Annotated in this window: 15 protein-coding genes; all 15 read right to left on the reverse strand. The window is 36.4% G+C overall.

Going from position 1 to position 16,771, the window contains the following annotated elements; all coding sequences use genetic code 11:
- Positions 1 to 114: 114 nt before the first annotated feature.
- The 15 genes from ACDZ28_RS05430 to ACDZ28_RS05500 all read right to left on the reverse strand — a co-directional run bounded on the left by ACDZ28_RS05430 (position 115) and on the right by ACDZ28_RS05500 (position 16,769).
- Positions 115 to 1,521: an undecaprenyl-phosphate glucose phosphotransferase gene (locus ACDZ28_RS05430; RefSeq protein WP_375104155.1), complete on the reverse strand. Its 1,407-nt coding sequence runs from the start codon at positions 1,519 to 1,521 to the stop codon at positions 115 to 117.
- Entirely contained in the window at positions 1,518 to 2,417 is a 900-nt protein-coding gene (locus ACDZ28_RS05435; RefSeq protein ID WP_042132522.1) for a glycosyltransferase family 2 protein, read from the reverse strand. Before ACDZ28_RS05435 ends, ACDZ28_RS05430 begins: the two co-directional genes overlap by 4 nt.
- Before the next feature lie 157 nt (positions 2,418 to 2,574).
- Positions 2,575 to 3,597, reverse strand: a complete 1,023-nt coding sequence (locus tag ACDZ28_RS05440) for a glycosyltransferase family 2 protein (protein WP_375104156.1) — start codon at positions 3,595 to 3,597, stop codon at positions 2,575 to 2,577.
- A gap of 212 nt (positions 3,598 to 3,809) precedes the next feature.
- On the reverse strand, positions 3,810 to 4,673 hold the full coding sequence (gene rfbD, locus ACDZ28_RS05445; protein ID WP_076119192.1) for a dTDP-4-dehydrorhamnose reductase: 864 nt from the start codon (positions 4,671 to 4,673) through the stop codon (positions 3,810 to 3,812).
- 8 nt (positions 4,674 to 4,681) lie between these two features.
- On the reverse strand, positions 4,682 to 5,704 hold the full coding sequence (gene rfbB, locus ACDZ28_RS05450; protein WP_283909249.1) for a dTDP-glucose 4,6-dehydratase: 1,023 nt from the start codon (positions 5,702 to 5,704) through the stop codon (positions 4,682 to 4,684).
- Positions 5,705 to 5,738: 34 nt separating this feature from the next.
- Entirely contained in the window at positions 5,739 to 6,290 is a 552-nt protein-coding gene (gene rfbC / locus ACDZ28_RS05455) for a dTDP-4-dehydrorhamnose 3,5-epimerase (protein WP_375104157.1), read from the reverse strand.
- A gap of 21 nt (positions 6,291 to 6,311) precedes the next feature.
- Positions 6,312 to 7,055 (reverse strand): sugar phosphate nucleotidyltransferase, encoded by a 744-nt coding sequence (locus tag ACDZ28_RS05460; protein WP_375104158.1) that lies wholly within the window; start codon positions 7,053 to 7,055, stop codon positions 6,312 to 6,314.
- Between the two features lie 16 nt (positions 7,056 to 7,071).
- Complete coding sequence (locus ACDZ28_RS05465; RefSeq protein ID WP_375104159.1) at positions 7,072 to 8,082, reverse strand: glycosyltransferase family 2 protein; 1,011 nt, start codon at positions 8,080 to 8,082, stop codon at positions 7,072 to 7,074.
- Positions 8,075 to 9,022 carry a YbhN family protein gene (locus tag ACDZ28_RS05470; RefSeq protein ID WP_375104160.1) on the reverse strand — a complete coding sequence of 316 codons (948 nt, stop codon included), beginning with the start codon at positions 9,020 to 9,022 and terminating at the stop codon, positions 8,075 to 8,077. The genes ACDZ28_RS05465 and ACDZ28_RS05470 overlap by 8 nt, the downstream gene beginning before the upstream one ends.
- Before the next feature lie 359 nt (positions 9,023 to 9,381).
- Positions 9,382 to 9,795: a DUF2304 domain-containing protein gene (locus tag ACDZ28_RS05475; protein WP_375104161.1), complete on the reverse strand. Its 414-nt coding sequence runs from the start codon at positions 9,793 to 9,795 to the stop codon at positions 9,382 to 9,384.
- Positions 9,792 to 10,520: a glycosyltransferase family 2 protein gene (locus tag ACDZ28_RS05480; protein WP_375104162.1), complete on the reverse strand. Its 729-nt coding sequence runs from the start codon at positions 10,518 to 10,520 to the stop codon at positions 9,792 to 9,794. Before ACDZ28_RS05480 ends, ACDZ28_RS05475 begins: the two co-directional genes overlap by 4 nt.
- A gap of 192 nt (positions 10,521 to 10,712) precedes the next feature.
- Complete coding sequence (locus ACDZ28_RS05485) at positions 10,713 to 12,818, reverse strand: glycosyltransferase family 39 protein (protein ID WP_375104163.1); 2,106 nt, start codon at positions 12,816 to 12,818, stop codon at positions 10,713 to 10,715.
- A 176-nt stretch (positions 12,819 to 12,994) separates the two neighbouring features.
- Entirely contained in the window at positions 12,995 to 14,176 is a 1,182-nt protein-coding gene (locus ACDZ28_RS05490) for a glycosyltransferase family 4 protein (RefSeq protein WP_375104164.1), read from the reverse strand.
- Between the two features lie 28 nt (positions 14,177 to 14,204).
- The gene (locus ACDZ28_RS05495; RefSeq protein ID WP_375104165.1) at positions 14,205 to 15,269 is read right to left on the reverse strand and encodes a glycosyltransferase; all 1,065 of its coding nucleotides are present in this window, start codon (positions 15,267 to 15,269) and stop codon (positions 14,205 to 14,207) included.
- 21 nt (positions 15,270 to 15,290) lie between these two features.
- Positions 15,291 to 16,769 carry a methyltransferase domain-containing protein gene (locus ACDZ28_RS05500; protein WP_375104166.1) on the reverse strand — a complete coding sequence of 493 codons (1,479 nt, stop codon included), beginning with the start codon at positions 16,767 to 16,769 and terminating at the stop codon, positions 15,291 to 15,293.
- Between the last annotated feature and the right edge of the window lie 2 nt (positions 16,770 to 16,771).

Below are 16,771 nucleotides of genomic sequence, written 5' to 3' on the forward strand. Positions count from 1 at the left end.
GTTTCCTTTGCGAAGTTTAGATTATAAAACCAATAGAAAAACAATACCCCGCTCTACCATAGGTAGAAACGGGGATCCAATTAAAGTTTTAGCAAATCTGAATCAGTGCAGGAATCAATAAGCATTTTTGTTGACGAAGCCGTTGCGAATCGTTTTGAAAATAATTCGAATATCGAACAGTAAAGACCAGTTCTCAATGTAGAAAATATCGTGTTTGATCCGCTCCTCGATGGAAGTGTCACCGCGGAGTCCATTGCTCTGTGCCCAGCCTGTGATTCCAGGGCGTACATGGTGTTTTACCATATACTTTGGAATTTCGTCACGGAACTGTTCCACATAATACGGGCGTTCTGGTCGAGGTCCAACCACGCTCATATGTCCCAGCAACACATTAAAAAATTGCGGAAGCTCATCCAGACTTGTCTTACGGATAAAGGTCCCAAATTTAGTTCTACGAGGATCTTCTGGTGTACTCCAGCCTGTATCCTCTTCGCCGTCCTGCTGCATCTTCATCGAGCGGAACTTATACATCATGAAATTACGACGGTTCAGTCCCACACGTTCCTGCCGGAATATAATCGGTCCCGGAGAAGTAAGTCGGACACCAAGGGCTACGATGAGCATTACAGGAGATATCATAATGATTGCGAACAAGGAGAACACAATATCAAACAATCGTTTTGCCATCTTATTACCCGTCATATCTAGTGGAATATCACGAACATTAATCATTGGCATGCCTGCAAAGTTATCAAAGTACGGCCGCGCTGGTAAGTAGTCAAAAAAGTCAGGGATAATTAATGTGCGCACACCTGCTTTTTCACAGGCTGCAATAATTGAAGGATACTTCGAATGCGCATCGAGCGGCAATGCTAGTATAACTTCATCCACAGGCAGCATCTCTAGCATACCGGACAACTGGTCAACTGTTCCCAGGATCGGCTTATAGCGTTGTTCTTCAATTCCATCCCAAGTGTGATAGTCATCCAAGAAACCAATCGCTTCGTACCCGAGCTCAGGGTATTGCTCTAAATTATTATAGAATCTTTTGCCTAACGTACCTGCACCGATGATAAGTACAAACTGTCGGTTGAAGCCCTTTTCGCGAAAAGATTTCAGCATCTTCTTCAGCACATAACGGTACAGCATAATAGAAAAAACATTAAATCCCATATAAATAGCAAGGTAAGTACGAGAGATATCGATTTCTTTCACAAAAAACATCAGACCGAGCAGGATGAAAATGCTCATGATGTGTACTTGGAAGATCTTAATAAATTCATCGACAAAACGTTTCTTCCGCTTAGGCAAATACAGTGACAATAATATCCCGATTAACACTGCAATTCCGCCATAAATCATACTCCAGTAAGCGTACGACTCTACAGGCAGCGTATTATAAGATTCCATCCATCCACTCTTGAACTTGATCCACCAAGCCGCTAAAAAGGACAGCTGGATGACAATAAAGTCAGCAACCATATAGAGCTGTGTCAAAAATTTCTGATTACGCCGAATCATAAATTCACCTCAGTATTCTTTTCGTTACGTACACCTGTTTCATTAGCAGAGTTAAGACTCTGAGCAGGCGATGTGACCGTTTTAGGAGAGGTTAAGGCATTCCGCAAAAGCGAAAGTGCGAACTTCACACCTACGCCGGCATATACTGTTCCATTTATCATACTGTTGTACTTCTTACTATAATGCTTACGATGAAATAAAATCATTGCCCTGTGGAATTCATAGACGATCTTGAACGGCCTACGTCTAGCGCTGCCGCCTTTAAGATGTACGATAGAGGTCTTCGGATAATAATAAATCCCCCAACCAGCCTCTTTAATTCGATAGCACCAGTCTAAATCCTCACCGTACATAAAGAATTCTTCATCTAATCCGCCCACCTGATCAATCGTCTCCCGCCGCAGCAACATAAACGCACCCACCAGACAATCTATCGGGTAATCAAGATCCGGGTCCAGATAACCTAATTGGTAACCGTTAAACCTCGGGCGGTCTGGAAATAGTTTGCTAAATCCAAAAGCATAATAGAAGGAAGCTGACGGTGTAGGGAATCCACGCTTACACGCTTTATCCAGCGAACCATCCGGTAAAATAATCTTACATCCTGACGCCCCAACATCGGGTCGACTGTCCATAAAGGAGATCATTGTCTCCAGCGTATCCTTACGTACTACCGTATCTGAGTTGAGCAGAAGCACATACCGTCCGGATGAAGCTTCCATCCCCTGATTATTAGCACGGGCAAAACCAACATTGTCGTTATTGGCGATCAACATTACACCTGGAAACTCTCTACTAATCTTCTCTACTGATTCATCACGGGAATTGTTGTCTATCAAAATAATCTCATAGGAATAGTTCGTTTCTGAGTCATACACCGACCTGAGACAGTCCATCGTCAGGCGACAAGTGTTGTAATTGACAATAAGTATGCTTACATCTACATTCACTACGTAACGCTCCTGACAAATATAGTAATCTACCGACAATTATTATAACATAAAACCTCCCTGAGAGGAGGTGACGTTTCAGGGAGGTTTTTCCAGTTTCGGTTTAGTTTTTGTGTTTTTTTCTCTCTTTTATTGTGGCTTGTACATACTCCCGCTTCTTTTTTAACGCAGGGAGCTGAGAGAAAAAGGACTTCCACGCTATAATTAACTGTGGCTCTCTAAGCAGCATATAGCCGTGAGCTGCAATTTCATAGGGAAGAGAAATGAAGATTGTTTTCAGCATAGTTCGAGCTGTTTCATTCTTGTAGATCATTTTATAGCGGTTAATGTAAGATATTCGTCGGATAAACATCGGCTTGGTGTTACGACCAGATGTTTTCCAACCACGTTCATGATATCCGATCGCTTCAGCATCATAATATCCCTGCCAGCCGAATAACTGGCCTCTCCAAGCCACATCCACATCTTCCTTATACGCGAAAAAGTCAGCATCAAAAAATTCACCATCAACACTAATATCATCGATCATCCGCCGAGAGTACATCGCAGCCGCTCCAGATACACCGAATACCGGACCCGACTGTGTCCATTGATCAGCTGGCTCGCCTGCACCGCGATCAAACGCACGGCGTGCTCTGTTCATACGGAGACCTGTGCTGTCTACCAGCCTATGATCACCCTTAAGCAAAAGCTTGCCTGTCGCGCTGCCGATCTGCGGGTTGGCTTCCATGTGTGCAATGAGTCTAGAAACATAGTCAGGAGCCAGGGTTAGGTCAGGGTTAAGAACGAGCACGTAATCCGTATCAGTCGCGGCAATGGCCTGATTATGGGCTGGGGCGAAGCCTGTGTTGTTTTGGTTTTGGATGAGTACTAAGTTGGTGAATATTTCCTCGTTCTTTGGTATATTTGGCAGATCAATACCCTCAAGTGAATGAGTTAGAGAAGCTTTAGGGATTGTGCTGCGAAAAGTGCTCACTCTCTCAGCACAACCATCAGAAGAGGCATTGTCTACAACGACAATTTTCTCAATAGGATAATCCTGTGCCATTACTGCCTCTAAGCAATCTATAATGTCATCCGCGCTGTTGTAGGTGACGATATGTACACTTACTGTTTTGTTATTCATGAGTATCCTCGACTTCGTAATTTCTTATTAACTAATTACTCCCTTCTTATTATAGCGAAAGAATCAAGAAGAAACGATGTTGTCGTCTTTTAAAAATGATAAACATTTCCCGTAGAAATATAAGGATATTAGTGAAACTTATAAATTCTTGTATTCAACAAAAAAACTCCCGCATCGTTATGAACGATTTGGAAGTCTCCATTGTAGTTATGCTATTCTTTTAGCTCCAGAAGGAAATCTCTTAGTCCCTCACGCCAAGGCCGAATATCCTGAAAACCGTTCGTACGTATCGATAAATGCTCCATAACCGAATTACGAGGACGTGGTGCAGGGCGTGGGAACTGTTCTGTAGCACATGGTTCAAGCTTGGCAGTAAATTTCAGGCCCAGAATATCCTCAGCCTCCGCAAAGATCGCCTTTGTAAATTCAAACCAAGTGCAAGAGTCGCTATTTGAAGCATGGTATACTCCATACTTCTCAGTTTGAATAAGCTCAAGCAAAAATCGAGCTAAATCGACTGTATAGGTAGGCGAACCTTTTTGGTCATCAACAACCTGAAGCATTGGCTTTTCTTGGCCAAGCTTTAGCATTGTTTTGACAAAATTATTTCCGTATTTACCATACACCCATGATGTGCGTACGATGAAATACTTAGAGGAAAGTGATTGAACGAGCACTTCACCCGCACGTTTCGATTTACCGTATATACTCTTAGGATCAGTATTATCATACTCATGGTAAGGCTGTGATCCTAAACCATCAAATACATAATCTGTACTGATATATACCAGCTTAGCCCCAGCTTTTTCAGAAGCTATCGCTACGTTTCGACTTCCAGTCGCATTAATTAAATAAGCAGCATCAATATCACTTTCTGCCGCGTCCACAGCCGTGTGTGCAGCACAGTGAATGACAGCATCCGGTCCATACTCACCAATAACCCGGATACACTGATCCAGATCGGTGATATCCATCTCTTGACGGTCGCAGCCCATCACTTGGTGACCTTGATGCTGGAGTAGTAAAACTACGTCCTGACCCAATTGTCCGGCCGCTCCTGTAACAAGTACCTTCAGTTGAGCCATTATAGAGATTCTCCCAAACGATCGCCATATTGTAATTCAGCGTACTTCTGGTATTCCCCAGATTGAATACGAGTCCACCACTCGCGGTTATTGAGATACCATTGGATGGTTTCTTTAATACCTGTTTCAAACGTATGTTTCGGCTTCCATCCCAGTTCGTTCATAATCTTAGTTGGATCTATACCATAGCGACGATCATGACCAGGACGGTCTTGAACGTAAGTAATCAGTGAATCAGGTTTGCCTAGTTCCTGCAATACCGTGTTTACAATATGCACATTCGTACGCTCGTTATTACCACCAATGTTGTAAACTTCGCCATTCACACCCTCATGAATGACTAAATCAATCGCGCTGCAATGATCCTCAACATACAACCAGTCGCGGATATTCATCCCATCGCCATAAACAGGCAACGCTTGGTCCGCAAGTGCGCGAGAGATCATCAACGGAATTAGTTTTTCAGGGAATTGATACGGACCATAATTGTTTGAGCAGCGGGTAATGTTCACTGGCAGACCAAATGTTTCATGGTATGCACGAACAAGCAAATCTCCACCTGCTTTACTTGCAGAATAAGGACTGTTCGGAGTCAGAGGGGTTTCTTCAGTAAACAACCCAGTTGCTCCAAGTGATCCGTACACCTCATCCGTAGAAACTTGAACGAACTTAGTAACACTGTATTTTTTCGCCGCATCCAAAAGCACTTGTGTTCCAAGCACATTCGTCTTCACAAACACTTCCGGCTCCAAAATACTCCGATCCACATGCGATTCAGCAGCAAAATTCACCACCACATCCACACCTTGGCTAAACAAAGCATCCATTGCCTGTACATCTGTAATGTCTGCTTTTACGAACTTGTGGTTCGGATGATTTTCAATTGATTTCAAATTCTCCAAATTACCTGCATACGTCAACGCGTCTACGTTAACGATTTGGTAATCAGGATGTTGTTGCAGCATGTATAATACAAAGTTGCTGCCGATAAATCCGGCTCCGCCGGTAACTAGCAGTTTCATGTGTAGACCACCTTTATTTCATGAAATATTGTGTTTATAACTCAAAATTAAGTTCAGCGTCCTTCAGCAATGGATGACGCTGATCCTTATCCGATAATACTGGACTCGAAGTCGGCCAATCAATACCTAGCACCGGATCATTCCATAATATGCCGCGATCATTTTCGGGGGAATAATATTCGTCCACCTTATATAACACTTGGGTGTTCGGAACCAATGTGCAGAATCCATGCGCGAAGCCTTTTGGTACAAGCAATTGGCGTTTGTTATATTCACTAAGAATTACGCCAACCCACTGACCAAATGTTGGTGAATTACGACGGATATCAACGATTACATCGTAAATAGCACCGGTTAAGACACGGATTAATTTCGTTTGAGCCTTAGGATTTAATTGGTAGTGTAGGCCACGTAAAACCCCAACCTCTGCGGAGAGGGATTGGTTATCTTGGATAAACTGATAGTTAACGCCGAGTTTATGCATGATTTCTTCGTTGTAGCTTTCCATAAAAAAACCCCGGTTGTCGCCATGGACAACCGGTTCTAGTAGGCTTGCGCCTTGTAGTTGTAAGGCTGTAGCTTTCATAATCACAAAACTCCTTCACATCTAAAGTTTCAGCTTTCCGAATTCCTCACCAAAAACAAGGTCTTGAGCTAAGTTATGTGCTTTAGCTAATGATGCATGTGTACCTGCATCCGTCCACCAACCTTGAAGAACATCAAAGGTCAATTCTCCACGTTTAATATATGCATTATTAACGTCAGTAATCTCTAGTTCTCCACGTGCAGAGGGAGTAATCGTCTTAATAATGTTAAATACTTCGCTATCGAACATATAAATGCCTGTTACTGCATAACCAGATTTAGGCTCGCTTGGCTTCTCTTCAATGGACAAAATCCGATTGCCATCTAATTCAGGCACCCCAAAACGCTTCGGATCAGGGACTTCCTGAATCAGTATCTTTGCGCCTATCTTTTGCTCACGGAAATTACGTGCATAAGGTGAAATATCATCAGCAAATACATTATCACCTAGAATAACGATCATTTGATCATCCCCAACGAATTGCTCGGCCAAGTCTAAAGCCTGTGCAATTCCGCCCGCTTCATCTTGCACTTTGTAGGTAAAGCAGACACCCATTTCACGTCCACTGCCTAATAGATTAACTACGTCGCCCATATGCTCTTTACCAGTAACGATTAGTATGTCTGTAACATCAGCTTGTTTTAATTTATAAACAGAATGAAAAATCATAGGGTATTTCCCTACGGGGAGCAGATGTTTATTAGTGACCTTTGTTAAAGGATATAGACGTGAGCCTGTACCTCCTGCGAGTATGACACCTTTCATATCTAACCTCCAGTTGTTAAGACTTAAATAGGTCTGCTACAGATATATTGTACTGTTTTATCCACTCTTTAATTTGTCTATTATCTACTTTTTTCAACTTATTATTTATAGATCTTTTCTTTAACATTACAAACAGCATTTTCCATACATCTTTATGCGCTTTTAATAGAGTTAAAACTAATTTTTTCGTTGAAGTGTTAGTCATTAACTCATTAGTCGCACCTTTCTGTTTAAACATATTTAGTAGTTGGTAAAGATAAAGTCTAATTGTATACATTGGGTTCATTAGAACCAAAGAAAGCGGGAAGTTTTTGATAACAAACCAATAATGGTTACGCTCAACTAAGTAAGTCTTAAAAAGAGAATACTTCCCTGTAGTTGAGGAGTATCTATGATAGACAACAGCTTCACTTACATAGAAGCACTTCCATCCAGCTATTTGAAGGCGAAATCCTAGATCAGTATCTTCACAATAACAAAAAAAATCTTCATCAAATAATCCAACCTCATCTAAGGCCTTTTTTCTGTACAAGACTGCACAACCACTAGGTATTAAAATTGGTTCGGAAATATTATAATCATGAATACTTTCATTTCTACCTCTAGCTCGTGACATTCCACTAGGATTGATTAGTAAACCAGCTGAGTCAAGATAATCTTGCTCATAATATGAGATTATTTTGCAGCCACAACTGCCATACTCATCATTGTGATCAAGAACTTTAACCATGGACTCTAACCAGGAAGCCTCAGCTGTAGCATCGTTGTTCAGAAGCGCGATATATTCCCCGTTAGCCTCTCTGATCGCCACGTTATTACCCTTAGCAAATCCAAGATTAGTCTTTGATTCTATTAGTTTTACTGAGGGATACTGTTTAATTTTCTGCACAGAATCATCGCTAGAATTATTATCTAACACAATAATCTCCAAGTTTGTGTAAGTTTGATCGATTATTGATTCAATAGACTCACCGATATAATCCGCACCATTATAATTCACTATAATGACAGATACTAAATTATTCACTATCCACCTTCTTTCTAGATATCTTCTTTTGTTTTAGCACAGAAATGCTGTAAGGTAGTAGTGGAACAGCATAAATAAACAATGTAACATAAGTTAAGATTTTACTCGCTAGGATTGGGGATAATACTGCTAATGTTGTATAGCCCCAAAAGTGTAATATAGCAATCATTGTTACTTCTGTACTACCCTGGCCACCTGGTATCATACTTAAAACACCAACTATCATACCTAAAGAATGTACTATGATTATCTTAGCAATTGTGATTTCAATATTAAATGCATGAAATATCAAATATAAATAAAAGTATTCAGAAATAATTGTGAGAAAGGATGTAATGAGAATAATAACGCCAAGTTTTGGTTCTTTAATGGGAATAAGCAAGCTTTGCTTTATATTAACTAAAATACTCCTTAATCTTGCACCGAATATTTTTATCACCATTATAAAAAATAATATTATGCAGAAAATAACCACAATCAGTATTAAATAGTTATCTTGGATACCTTTAAAATTATCACTCACAAAAGAAAATAAATTTCCACTAAAGATCGAGATTGCAATTAATGAATACAATAAGACACATAGTAACTCTATAATTTTATCTAAGAATAAAATCGGTAGAACTTTAGATACGTCAATTATATATTTAAATTTTAAATAAGCTGAAACAAGAATCTCTCCAGCCCGTCCTGGAATAAATGCACCCATAAGTTGACTAGAAGCAGTTAATGATAAAGTTTCCTTAAAACCAATGTTTGTGTACACATTCAGAATTCTATTTAGCTTAAAAGACCTCAAAAAAAGTACTAATGTATATACAAAAAATCCTGCAATTAAATAATAATAATTAATATTTCCAAATCTATTCTGTAGAAACAAAATTAATCCAATACAAAAAACAGCCCCTAAAACAACATATAAGAGTCTTTTTTTATTCACCTTTCACCATTCTTCTCTCCATAAACAATAACTTCGTTTATTTTATCAATCAATAATTTTCAACTCACCAAATTCATCTCCCATCAAAAAAACACTGATAGTTGGTAAGCGCTAGCCTCAGCACTAGTCAAGGAGGAATAGGTTCGTGCACTTTAGCCTTAGATATATTAGTCGTTAGCTACTTTTTACAATAATAATGATTATTAAAACTGCTTTTCACTACCTCTAAATCTAAAAAGATTATGACGTGTTATCTACTTTAATTTTTATGAAAATTATAAAATACGATGAAAACTATAGATTCCCCAATAAAACAGATGTATTTTATTCTGGTAGTATAGTTAAAAAATAATTTCCACTTACCTTTCACTACTTTCATAAAAACGATATTTTTCTACCTGCTCGTTGCTAATTGGTATTTGGTATGATTTCAACTGTTCTATATCCATTTTAATCAAGCCTAACTCTTGTGTTAGCTTAGTAATTTTAGACGCATTTTTAGATATTACTATCGTCATACTAAAAGATATTGTAAGATTTGAAAGTATGAACAACAGAAATAATACATTTACAGGAGTTTCAATGCCAATTGAATGAGCGGTATAAACAGAAATTCCAGGGAATATAGCTAATATAATAATTAAGAGACTCATAGCTAGCCAAATTAAAGCATATTTTAACTCAAGACGATATTTCCTTATCATATTCATTAATACAATGAATACTAGTAGAGAACTAATTATCAGGGTCAGTTGGAGTTTTAATTCAATCATTTTTCCACCTCAATTATTGTTCTTTTTCTCAAGGTGTCAATTAATACGGCGAGAGTAACTTTAAGCATATAATAAACAGCCTTAAAAGATTGGATAGATGATACTCCTCCTACCCTCTCTTTCATAGTTACAGCTACTTCCATTACCCTATATCGATTTCTTAATAAATACACTATTGACTCTGGCTCAGGATAATCAGTGGGGTAATTTAAAGCAAACAATTTGATAATATCTTTATTACACGCTCTAAACCCAGATGTTGGATCAGTTACTTTTTCACGATACAACATCCCTATCAGAAAACTAAAATAACTTATACCCATTCGTCTAAACACGGTAGACTGAAATCCTTTTTTCTCTATATATCTTGACCCTATGACAAAATCGGCATGCCCCTTAACAATAGGTGCTATCAAATCTTTCACATAATATGGATCATGTTGCCCATCCCCGTCAACCTGGATTGCAATATCAAAATCATTATTGTAAGCGTAGATATACCCAGTCTGAACGGCTCCTCCAATTCCCAAATTACAAGGTAAATTTACAATCGTAGCGTTAGCCCCCTTACATAACAAACTTGTACTGTCCTGGGAACAATCATTTATAACCAAATACTCTATTTCAACATTAGTGATACTTAGACTATTAACTTTATCCAATAGAGTTAATATATTGCTTTGCTCATTATAAGCCGGAATGATTAAAAGGACTCTTTTTTGCAATGTTACCCACCTCTTATTAATAATCTACTGTTCTTAGCTTCCTTAACATGTATAGATATTGAACATAGTAGATATCTGAAATGTTCATGAATCAAACTATTCTCAAATGCCTCTCAACTACCTAATATTTCAATAATGAGCTATAACAATACAACTACTATTAAACATTAGAAGATTGTGAAATTTCTTAATTCAATCTACCTTCAAGCTTTCTAGTCGAACTAGTAACTCTCTACTATCTCCATTCATAAGAACATTATTCGGAATGAATGCATTTTCAGAAGAAACATTTACAACAACTTTATCTTCGTTTATATCCTTTTCCAGCTCAATTTTATATACTTCACTATTATCCTTATCTATTTTTATTTGATTATCCGCTTGTGCTGTACTAAATTTCATGTCAATCACCCTATTAGGGTTTGCTCCTTTGGATATATTCAAGTATAGATTAAATTTTCCTTTCCCTTTTAAACCATATGCTTCTATACTAAAATTTTTCTCAGTCCAATTATCAGGATACCTATTTTTAATTAAGTACTGAACATTCATATCCATCGATTCCAAATTATAAATATCATATTGCGCTAAATTTGTATCCATTTTCTTATAACCTTCAATACCTATATTTTGAAGTGCGTTTATACGAGTAATAATATATTGTGGATAATTAGGCAAATTAACTCGTTCATTGATTTGAAATCCAGTCAAAGGGAGATTTTCAATACTAAAATCACCTTCATCTTTTAACTTATTTACAAAATCATCAAAGAGCATATATCTATAATCTGCATCCTGAAGACCCATTTCTAAATTACTTTCATTTGCAACCGTTTGTCCTATAACCAATACATCCTTATTTCCAACAATATGATTAATTGCAGTTATGTCCTGAATCAAACTCTCTTGCCCCAACTTAGTGTCATTCTGCCAATTATACCAAATCACTGTATTAAAAAGAAATGAACCGAGGATGCCCACGAATAAACCTATTGAGATTATTTTTTTGTTTTTACGAATTGCATATAACATTAAAATTACTACAATAAGAAAAAAACTTTTCAATAGATACTCTCCATATGCATATCTATCAAAATAACGAAAACTCATAATGATGGGAGAATCAATTGGTGAGCCAGCATTAATACGTAATGTTGCAATACTTATAAAAGCAAGAGTAATATACAGTGCATTAATCAATTTTTTATGCTGATCAGTATTTACACCAATCTCCCATGAATATAATCCCAAGGTAATTAAAATCACAAAATAGCTATAAATGTACCTGAAGTGTACTCTTATACTAGAGTCATTTGGTGATTCAACACCAATTGTCAACATTATTGCAACACTCAATGTAATAAAACATGTCGTTAATACAATTAGAGCAAACTTTTGTTGATAATCTGTAAATTTTTTAAAATTAAGAATTATTAATAAAATAGGTAATATTCCAGTACAAAGCAACAATAAAAGTAAGTATATATTTATCGCATAAAAATATCTGATTAATTCTTCAATATTGAATAATTTCCGTAATAGCACATGAATGATTGATGATGTAGCATAATTATTATTTATATCACTATTAACAAAGTAAAACCACTTACTATAGGCATAGTTAAAAACAATAAATGTACATCCAAAACTCCCTAAATTTACAATAGATTGCTTTACTTTTTTACTACTGAATATTTCCCATACAAAAAAGATAACTAACGTAATAAATATTGATAACCCAAAATCCTTACAAATGGTTAATAGAAACACTAAGAACCCTAACAAAATTGAGGTAGTATAATTATTTTTATCGCTTTTAATTAATCGAATAAGTACCAATAAAGTAAGTAATGTTAGTGGATAAAACAAATTATCCTGCACAATTTTGGATGAATATGCCATTTCAGGCATAAAAAAATTCAATACAACGCCAAAATATGCAATTTTTCTATTACTTGTAAGCATTATGATAATTTTATAAATGAAAAATACAGTTGAACTCATCAGGAATACATTTATTGATATTACGCCTATATACTGGTAATCATTAGGCAAATTAAAAGCTGGGGCAATAGACATAGAGTACAGAATTGTTTTAATATCCATATTAAATCCTCTAAATATCATTTCAAAGGATTCATTTATACTTTTACCAAAATTATACCAAAGCACTTCATCGTAAAACGTATCTGGAATCACGAATTTAATAGCTAAGTATAATCTAACTATGAAATTAACGAAAAAAATGGCTAACAATACATATATATCTTTTAAATTTTTGACTTTTTCTATAACCATGCTTTTCCTCCCTGAATTCCAGCGGCCTTTCGTCATTGCCTGAACATAGAAGTTCAGACTCTACCGACCCAATATCACATATATAGGGTATATTCTTTCACGTTAATTATCGTGATCATCATTTTTTAAAAGATTCGTCCCCATATGCCACTATCTTTTCAGGCGACTTAGCCTCCCTAAGTATTTTCTCGATCAATACATGCAATAAATTTATCAATGATTATTTCCCAATCAAAATACTTAATAACATATTCTTTCCCACTGGTACCCATCTTGCCTCTTAAGTCATCATTCTTTAACATAACATTCAGACAAAATTCAAATTCGTTATAGTCCGTATAATACAGCCCTGCATTACCACGATCACAATGTCCTACTAAAACATCACAATGACCGTTAACTAATACCGGGGTTTCATAATACAAACTCTCTAGTACAACCATGGATAGGCTCTCGAACTTAGATGGCATCATTAGAATTTTTGCTAACTTCATCGCGGCAAACTTTTCTTCGTCAGACACAAAACCCAGGGGGATAATATCGGGATGTTTAGGAATATCAATGACCGATTTACCCATAAGTAATAATTTTGGGGCATCTGGTTCCTTTTTTTTATATTCTAGATAATAATCAAATAATTCCTTACATCCCTTGGATTCATCAATTCTACCCACATACAAAATAAAATCATCATTCACCTTAAATTTATCTTTAAATGCATGAATATTTATTTCTTTATCCGGTACATCTACTCCTACCCCGGCAACAACATTATTGATATATTGATTATTAAAGGTTTTATGAACAAATTGTTTTTCCTCCTCTGTGAGAAAAACAATAGATTGAGGAAGGTGAAATAATGGCTTGAACATAGAAAAGTATATATAAGGCTCATCATGAGCAGTAGGGACAAGAATAGCTTTTTCCGCAGCCTGGGGAAGGCCAAAAAAAGTTGTAAAATAAAGATACGTAAAGAAAATAATCTTATGATATTGATTTTGACTTCTCTGTATATATTCAATTAATTCAAACGAGGCCGGTCCCTGTGCTTTCATCCACTCAAGCTCATCGTAAATGTTTTTTTGGGGTTTAGTGAATACTTGTTCATTGATCTTATTAAAGACTTTTGATTCCCTTGGAAAATCAGTTTTAAATCTCCGCACAGTAATACCGTTTATCTTTTCGATATCTTCCGGATAATGATTCTGCCAAGTTACATAGTCTAGAGCCTTTGTTGTTAGTATCTCCACCTCGTAATGTTGACTTAACTTTTCAGCAATCAACCGACAGCTCAATTCTGAGCCCCCATTAACCTCAAGACCATATCTCTGCACAACAAAAGCAATTTTCTTCTTCATATTACCTCCGGATAGTCCATCACTTGTTTCAAGCAAAAGTAAACTCTTTTTGTAACTGCTTAAGAAAAATATCACTAGTATTTATTTTCGAGAAATAATGTAATCGTTCTTTTTGGTTTATCAATAACCTTTCCTGTAAACTCAAATCACTTACTACTACTTTGATTAATGACGCAATTGACTTGTAATCTTTTTCTAAAAATAATAGTCCGCCATTGCCCATAGTCTCAGGTACCGCTGCTTCTTTATATGAAATAATAGGAATTTCAAATTTCATTGCTTCCAGTATAGGAACACAAAAGCCCTCATGTTCGCTCATATTTAAGAAAATATCAGCATTTTTATAGTAGGTTAGAATATCATTAAAAGGTACATGACCTGTTATATAAACATCATCTATACTAAGCTGTTTCACAAGACCTTTCAGTTGCTCATAGTATCTCTCCATACGAGTGTATGATCCGACCAAAAATAGCCTTGCATTCACATCGAAGTACTTTTTGTAAAAATAAAATGTCTTGATAATATCCTCTTGTTTTTTGTTAGGAGCAAGTCTACCTACAAAAATCAAGTCGGTTCCCTTTTTAGAGTTTTGTATTTTTTTTAATAGCTCCTTATTGTAAGCACCCTCATAATCTTCATAATTAATAATAATGGGGGTCACATGAGTATTAGTGTAACCCACATCAATCAATTCAGACTCATTATACTGAGAATCAGCAAAAGCGACATCGATATAATCTTTTAAAAACTCCAATTCATCTCTGCCTTTATCACAGAGATCACCTGACTGATCATCGTAACCTCTAAAATAATGGCTTGGTGTTATATTATGATACAGAATCATCTTTTTATCAGTAAACTTCGGGATTTCATATGCAAGATCACAACCAATAGCTAAATGATAAATAACTGGCTTATCTTTTGGAATGGAACTTGCAGGTAGAACAATATTAGAAAGCTTAGGGTGAATATGTTCTGCGTAAATTTTTGATTCAATACCTGCCCTTTCCATCGTCTTTTTCATGTTCAAGGCGGAGTTACTCACTGCATCCCCATAGCTCATCGCTGGGAGAAGTTGATTTATAATCATATTATCTCACCATTTTATATTTTATTTTTTACCAGCCACAAAGTAATCCTGGTTACCAAACACAGTCTCATTCCAATGTTGTAGCCCCGTATTAAATTTATTTAAAACATCTTGGTCCATAGACGTAATCTCTAAAGGTGGAAGCTGAACTATAGGATTATTAGGAGAAAAATATTGCACCTCTACATCTCTAAAACCTTCAGTTTCCCAAATAAACTTAGCAGTAAATGGATGGACTGGTTTGTTATGAGTAAGATCCAAATAAAAACTTTGGGCAAAAATAGATAAGCTACGCGGATTCGGGGTTTCGGCTATTAACCAAGCATTCGGCTTTAATTTTCTGTAAGCCAGTTTAACCATTAAAATTAAATCTTCAGCTTTCATATGCTCAATTACTTGGCCTAAAAAAATTCCATCTACAGAGTTGTCTTCTATGGTCTGTAGATAGTCGAGAAGGTTCATTTTTTGAATATTAAACCCTCTGTCTTTGCAATAGTCCACCATATCATCGTCTAGGTCTACAGAGACCACATTAATTCCTGCTTGAAGCATAAGCTCAGTAAACTCGCCGCGCCCGCATCCAAGATCCAATACATTTTTTGCATCAGAGAAATAAGGTAGATATTGCTTTTGTCTATCAATAATCTCCTCTCTACTTCCTCTGTAATATTCCTCAAATAAAAAATAATCAAAATCCAATCCCTGATTCTCTTTTGAAATATTATGATCAGTTAGAACAGGAGTAAAGTGATCTTCATAACCCCCTGAATTGGAGATTACTTTCAACTTTCTCTCAATTCTCCGTAATCTTTCGACCATAACTCGAGTATTATTTTTTATGGTTGTTATTTCTGCCCCCGCATTTATCCCCTCAAGCTTAGTATCGATAATCTCATACTTAGTATTAAACGCACCCTCAATAGAGTGTACATACTGTTCTAAATAAGTCACTTTCTTATTCAGTTCTGCATATTCAGCTTCATTGAATGATTTATTTAAAGCTTCATATTTATCTGCGATTTTTTCATATTGCTTCTGAAGCATCTCAATCTGTTCGTCTTTCTTTGATAAATTAGCTTTTGCTTCATCGAGTTGTTTGTTAATCACTTGAAACTGATCCACTGTATTTTTAAATTGTGTAAACATCTCGTTCATTGTTCGTGTTACGTTCCCATTAAATTCATTTTGAGAGGTCGCATATGGGTTTACATACCATCGCATCATTTTACGAACCAATTTTTTCGCATTGACAATAAAAGGTCCAAGGACTTTACGATGTGATGTAATTGAAAATTCAGGATTGCTATGCCATGATCTATTTACGATATCGACCTTGCTGTAAAGCTCTTTTAGATCAATGCTGGAAGCATCTGTTCTTTCGTAGTGCTCAAAAGTTACAGATGATAAATCTTCATTTATATTGTGTTTGCCCAATTCAGCTTTCATTTTCGCTATAATCTCTTGAACATTTATTTCCTCATCATTCACTTCAATATTCATTA

The organism is Paenibacillus sp. RS8, assembly GCF_041956825.1.
GTDB lineage: Bacteria > Bacillota > Bacilli > Paenibacillales > Paenibacillaceae > Paenibacillus_AQ.

Bases quoted from the DNA above. Each gene is read 5' to 3' on its own strand.
- rfbB (WP_283909249.1), bottom strand. From the start codon at position 5,704: ATGAAACTGCTAGTTACCGGCGGAGCCGGATTTATCGGCAGCAACTTT.
- ACDZ28_RS05435 (WP_042132522.1), bottom strand. From the start codon at position 2,417: ATGGACTGTCTCAGGTCGGTGTATGACTCAGAAACGAACTATTCCTAT.
- ACDZ28_RS05430 (WP_375104155.1), bottom strand. From the start codon at position 1,521: ATGATTCGGCGTAATCAGAAATTTTTGACACAGCTCTATATGGTTGCT.
- ACDZ28_RS05495 (WP_375104165.1), bottom strand. From the start codon at position 15,269: ATGATTATAAATCAACTTCTCCCAGCGATGAGCTATGGGGATGCAGTG.
- ACDZ28_RS05460 (WP_375104158.1), bottom strand. From the start codon at position 7,055: ATGAAAGGTGTCATACTCGCAGGAGGTACAGGCTCACGTCTATATCCT.
- ACDZ28_RS05485 (WP_375104163.1), bottom strand. From the start codon at position 12,818: ATGGTTATAGAAAAAGTCAAAAATTTAAAAGATATATATGTATTGTTA.
- rfbC (WP_375104157.1), bottom strand. From the start codon at position 6,290: ATGAAAGCTACAGCCTTACAACTACAAGGCGCAAGCCTACTAGAACCG.
- ACDZ28_RS05475 (WP_375104161.1), bottom strand. From the start codon at position 9,795: ATGATTGAATTAAAACTCCAACTGACCCTGATAATTAGTTCTCTACTA.
- ACDZ28_RS05500 (WP_375104166.1), bottom strand. From the start codon at position 16,769: ATGAATATTGAAGTGAATGATGAGGAAATAAATGTTCAAGAGATTATA.
- ACDZ28_RS05490 (WP_375104164.1), bottom strand. From the start codon at position 14,176: ATGAAGAAGAAAATTGCTTTTGTTGTGCAGAGATATGGTCTTGAGGTT.
- ACDZ28_RS05440 (WP_375104156.1), bottom strand. From the start codon at position 3,597: ATGAATAACAAAACAGTAAGTGTACATATCGTCACCTACAACAGCGCG.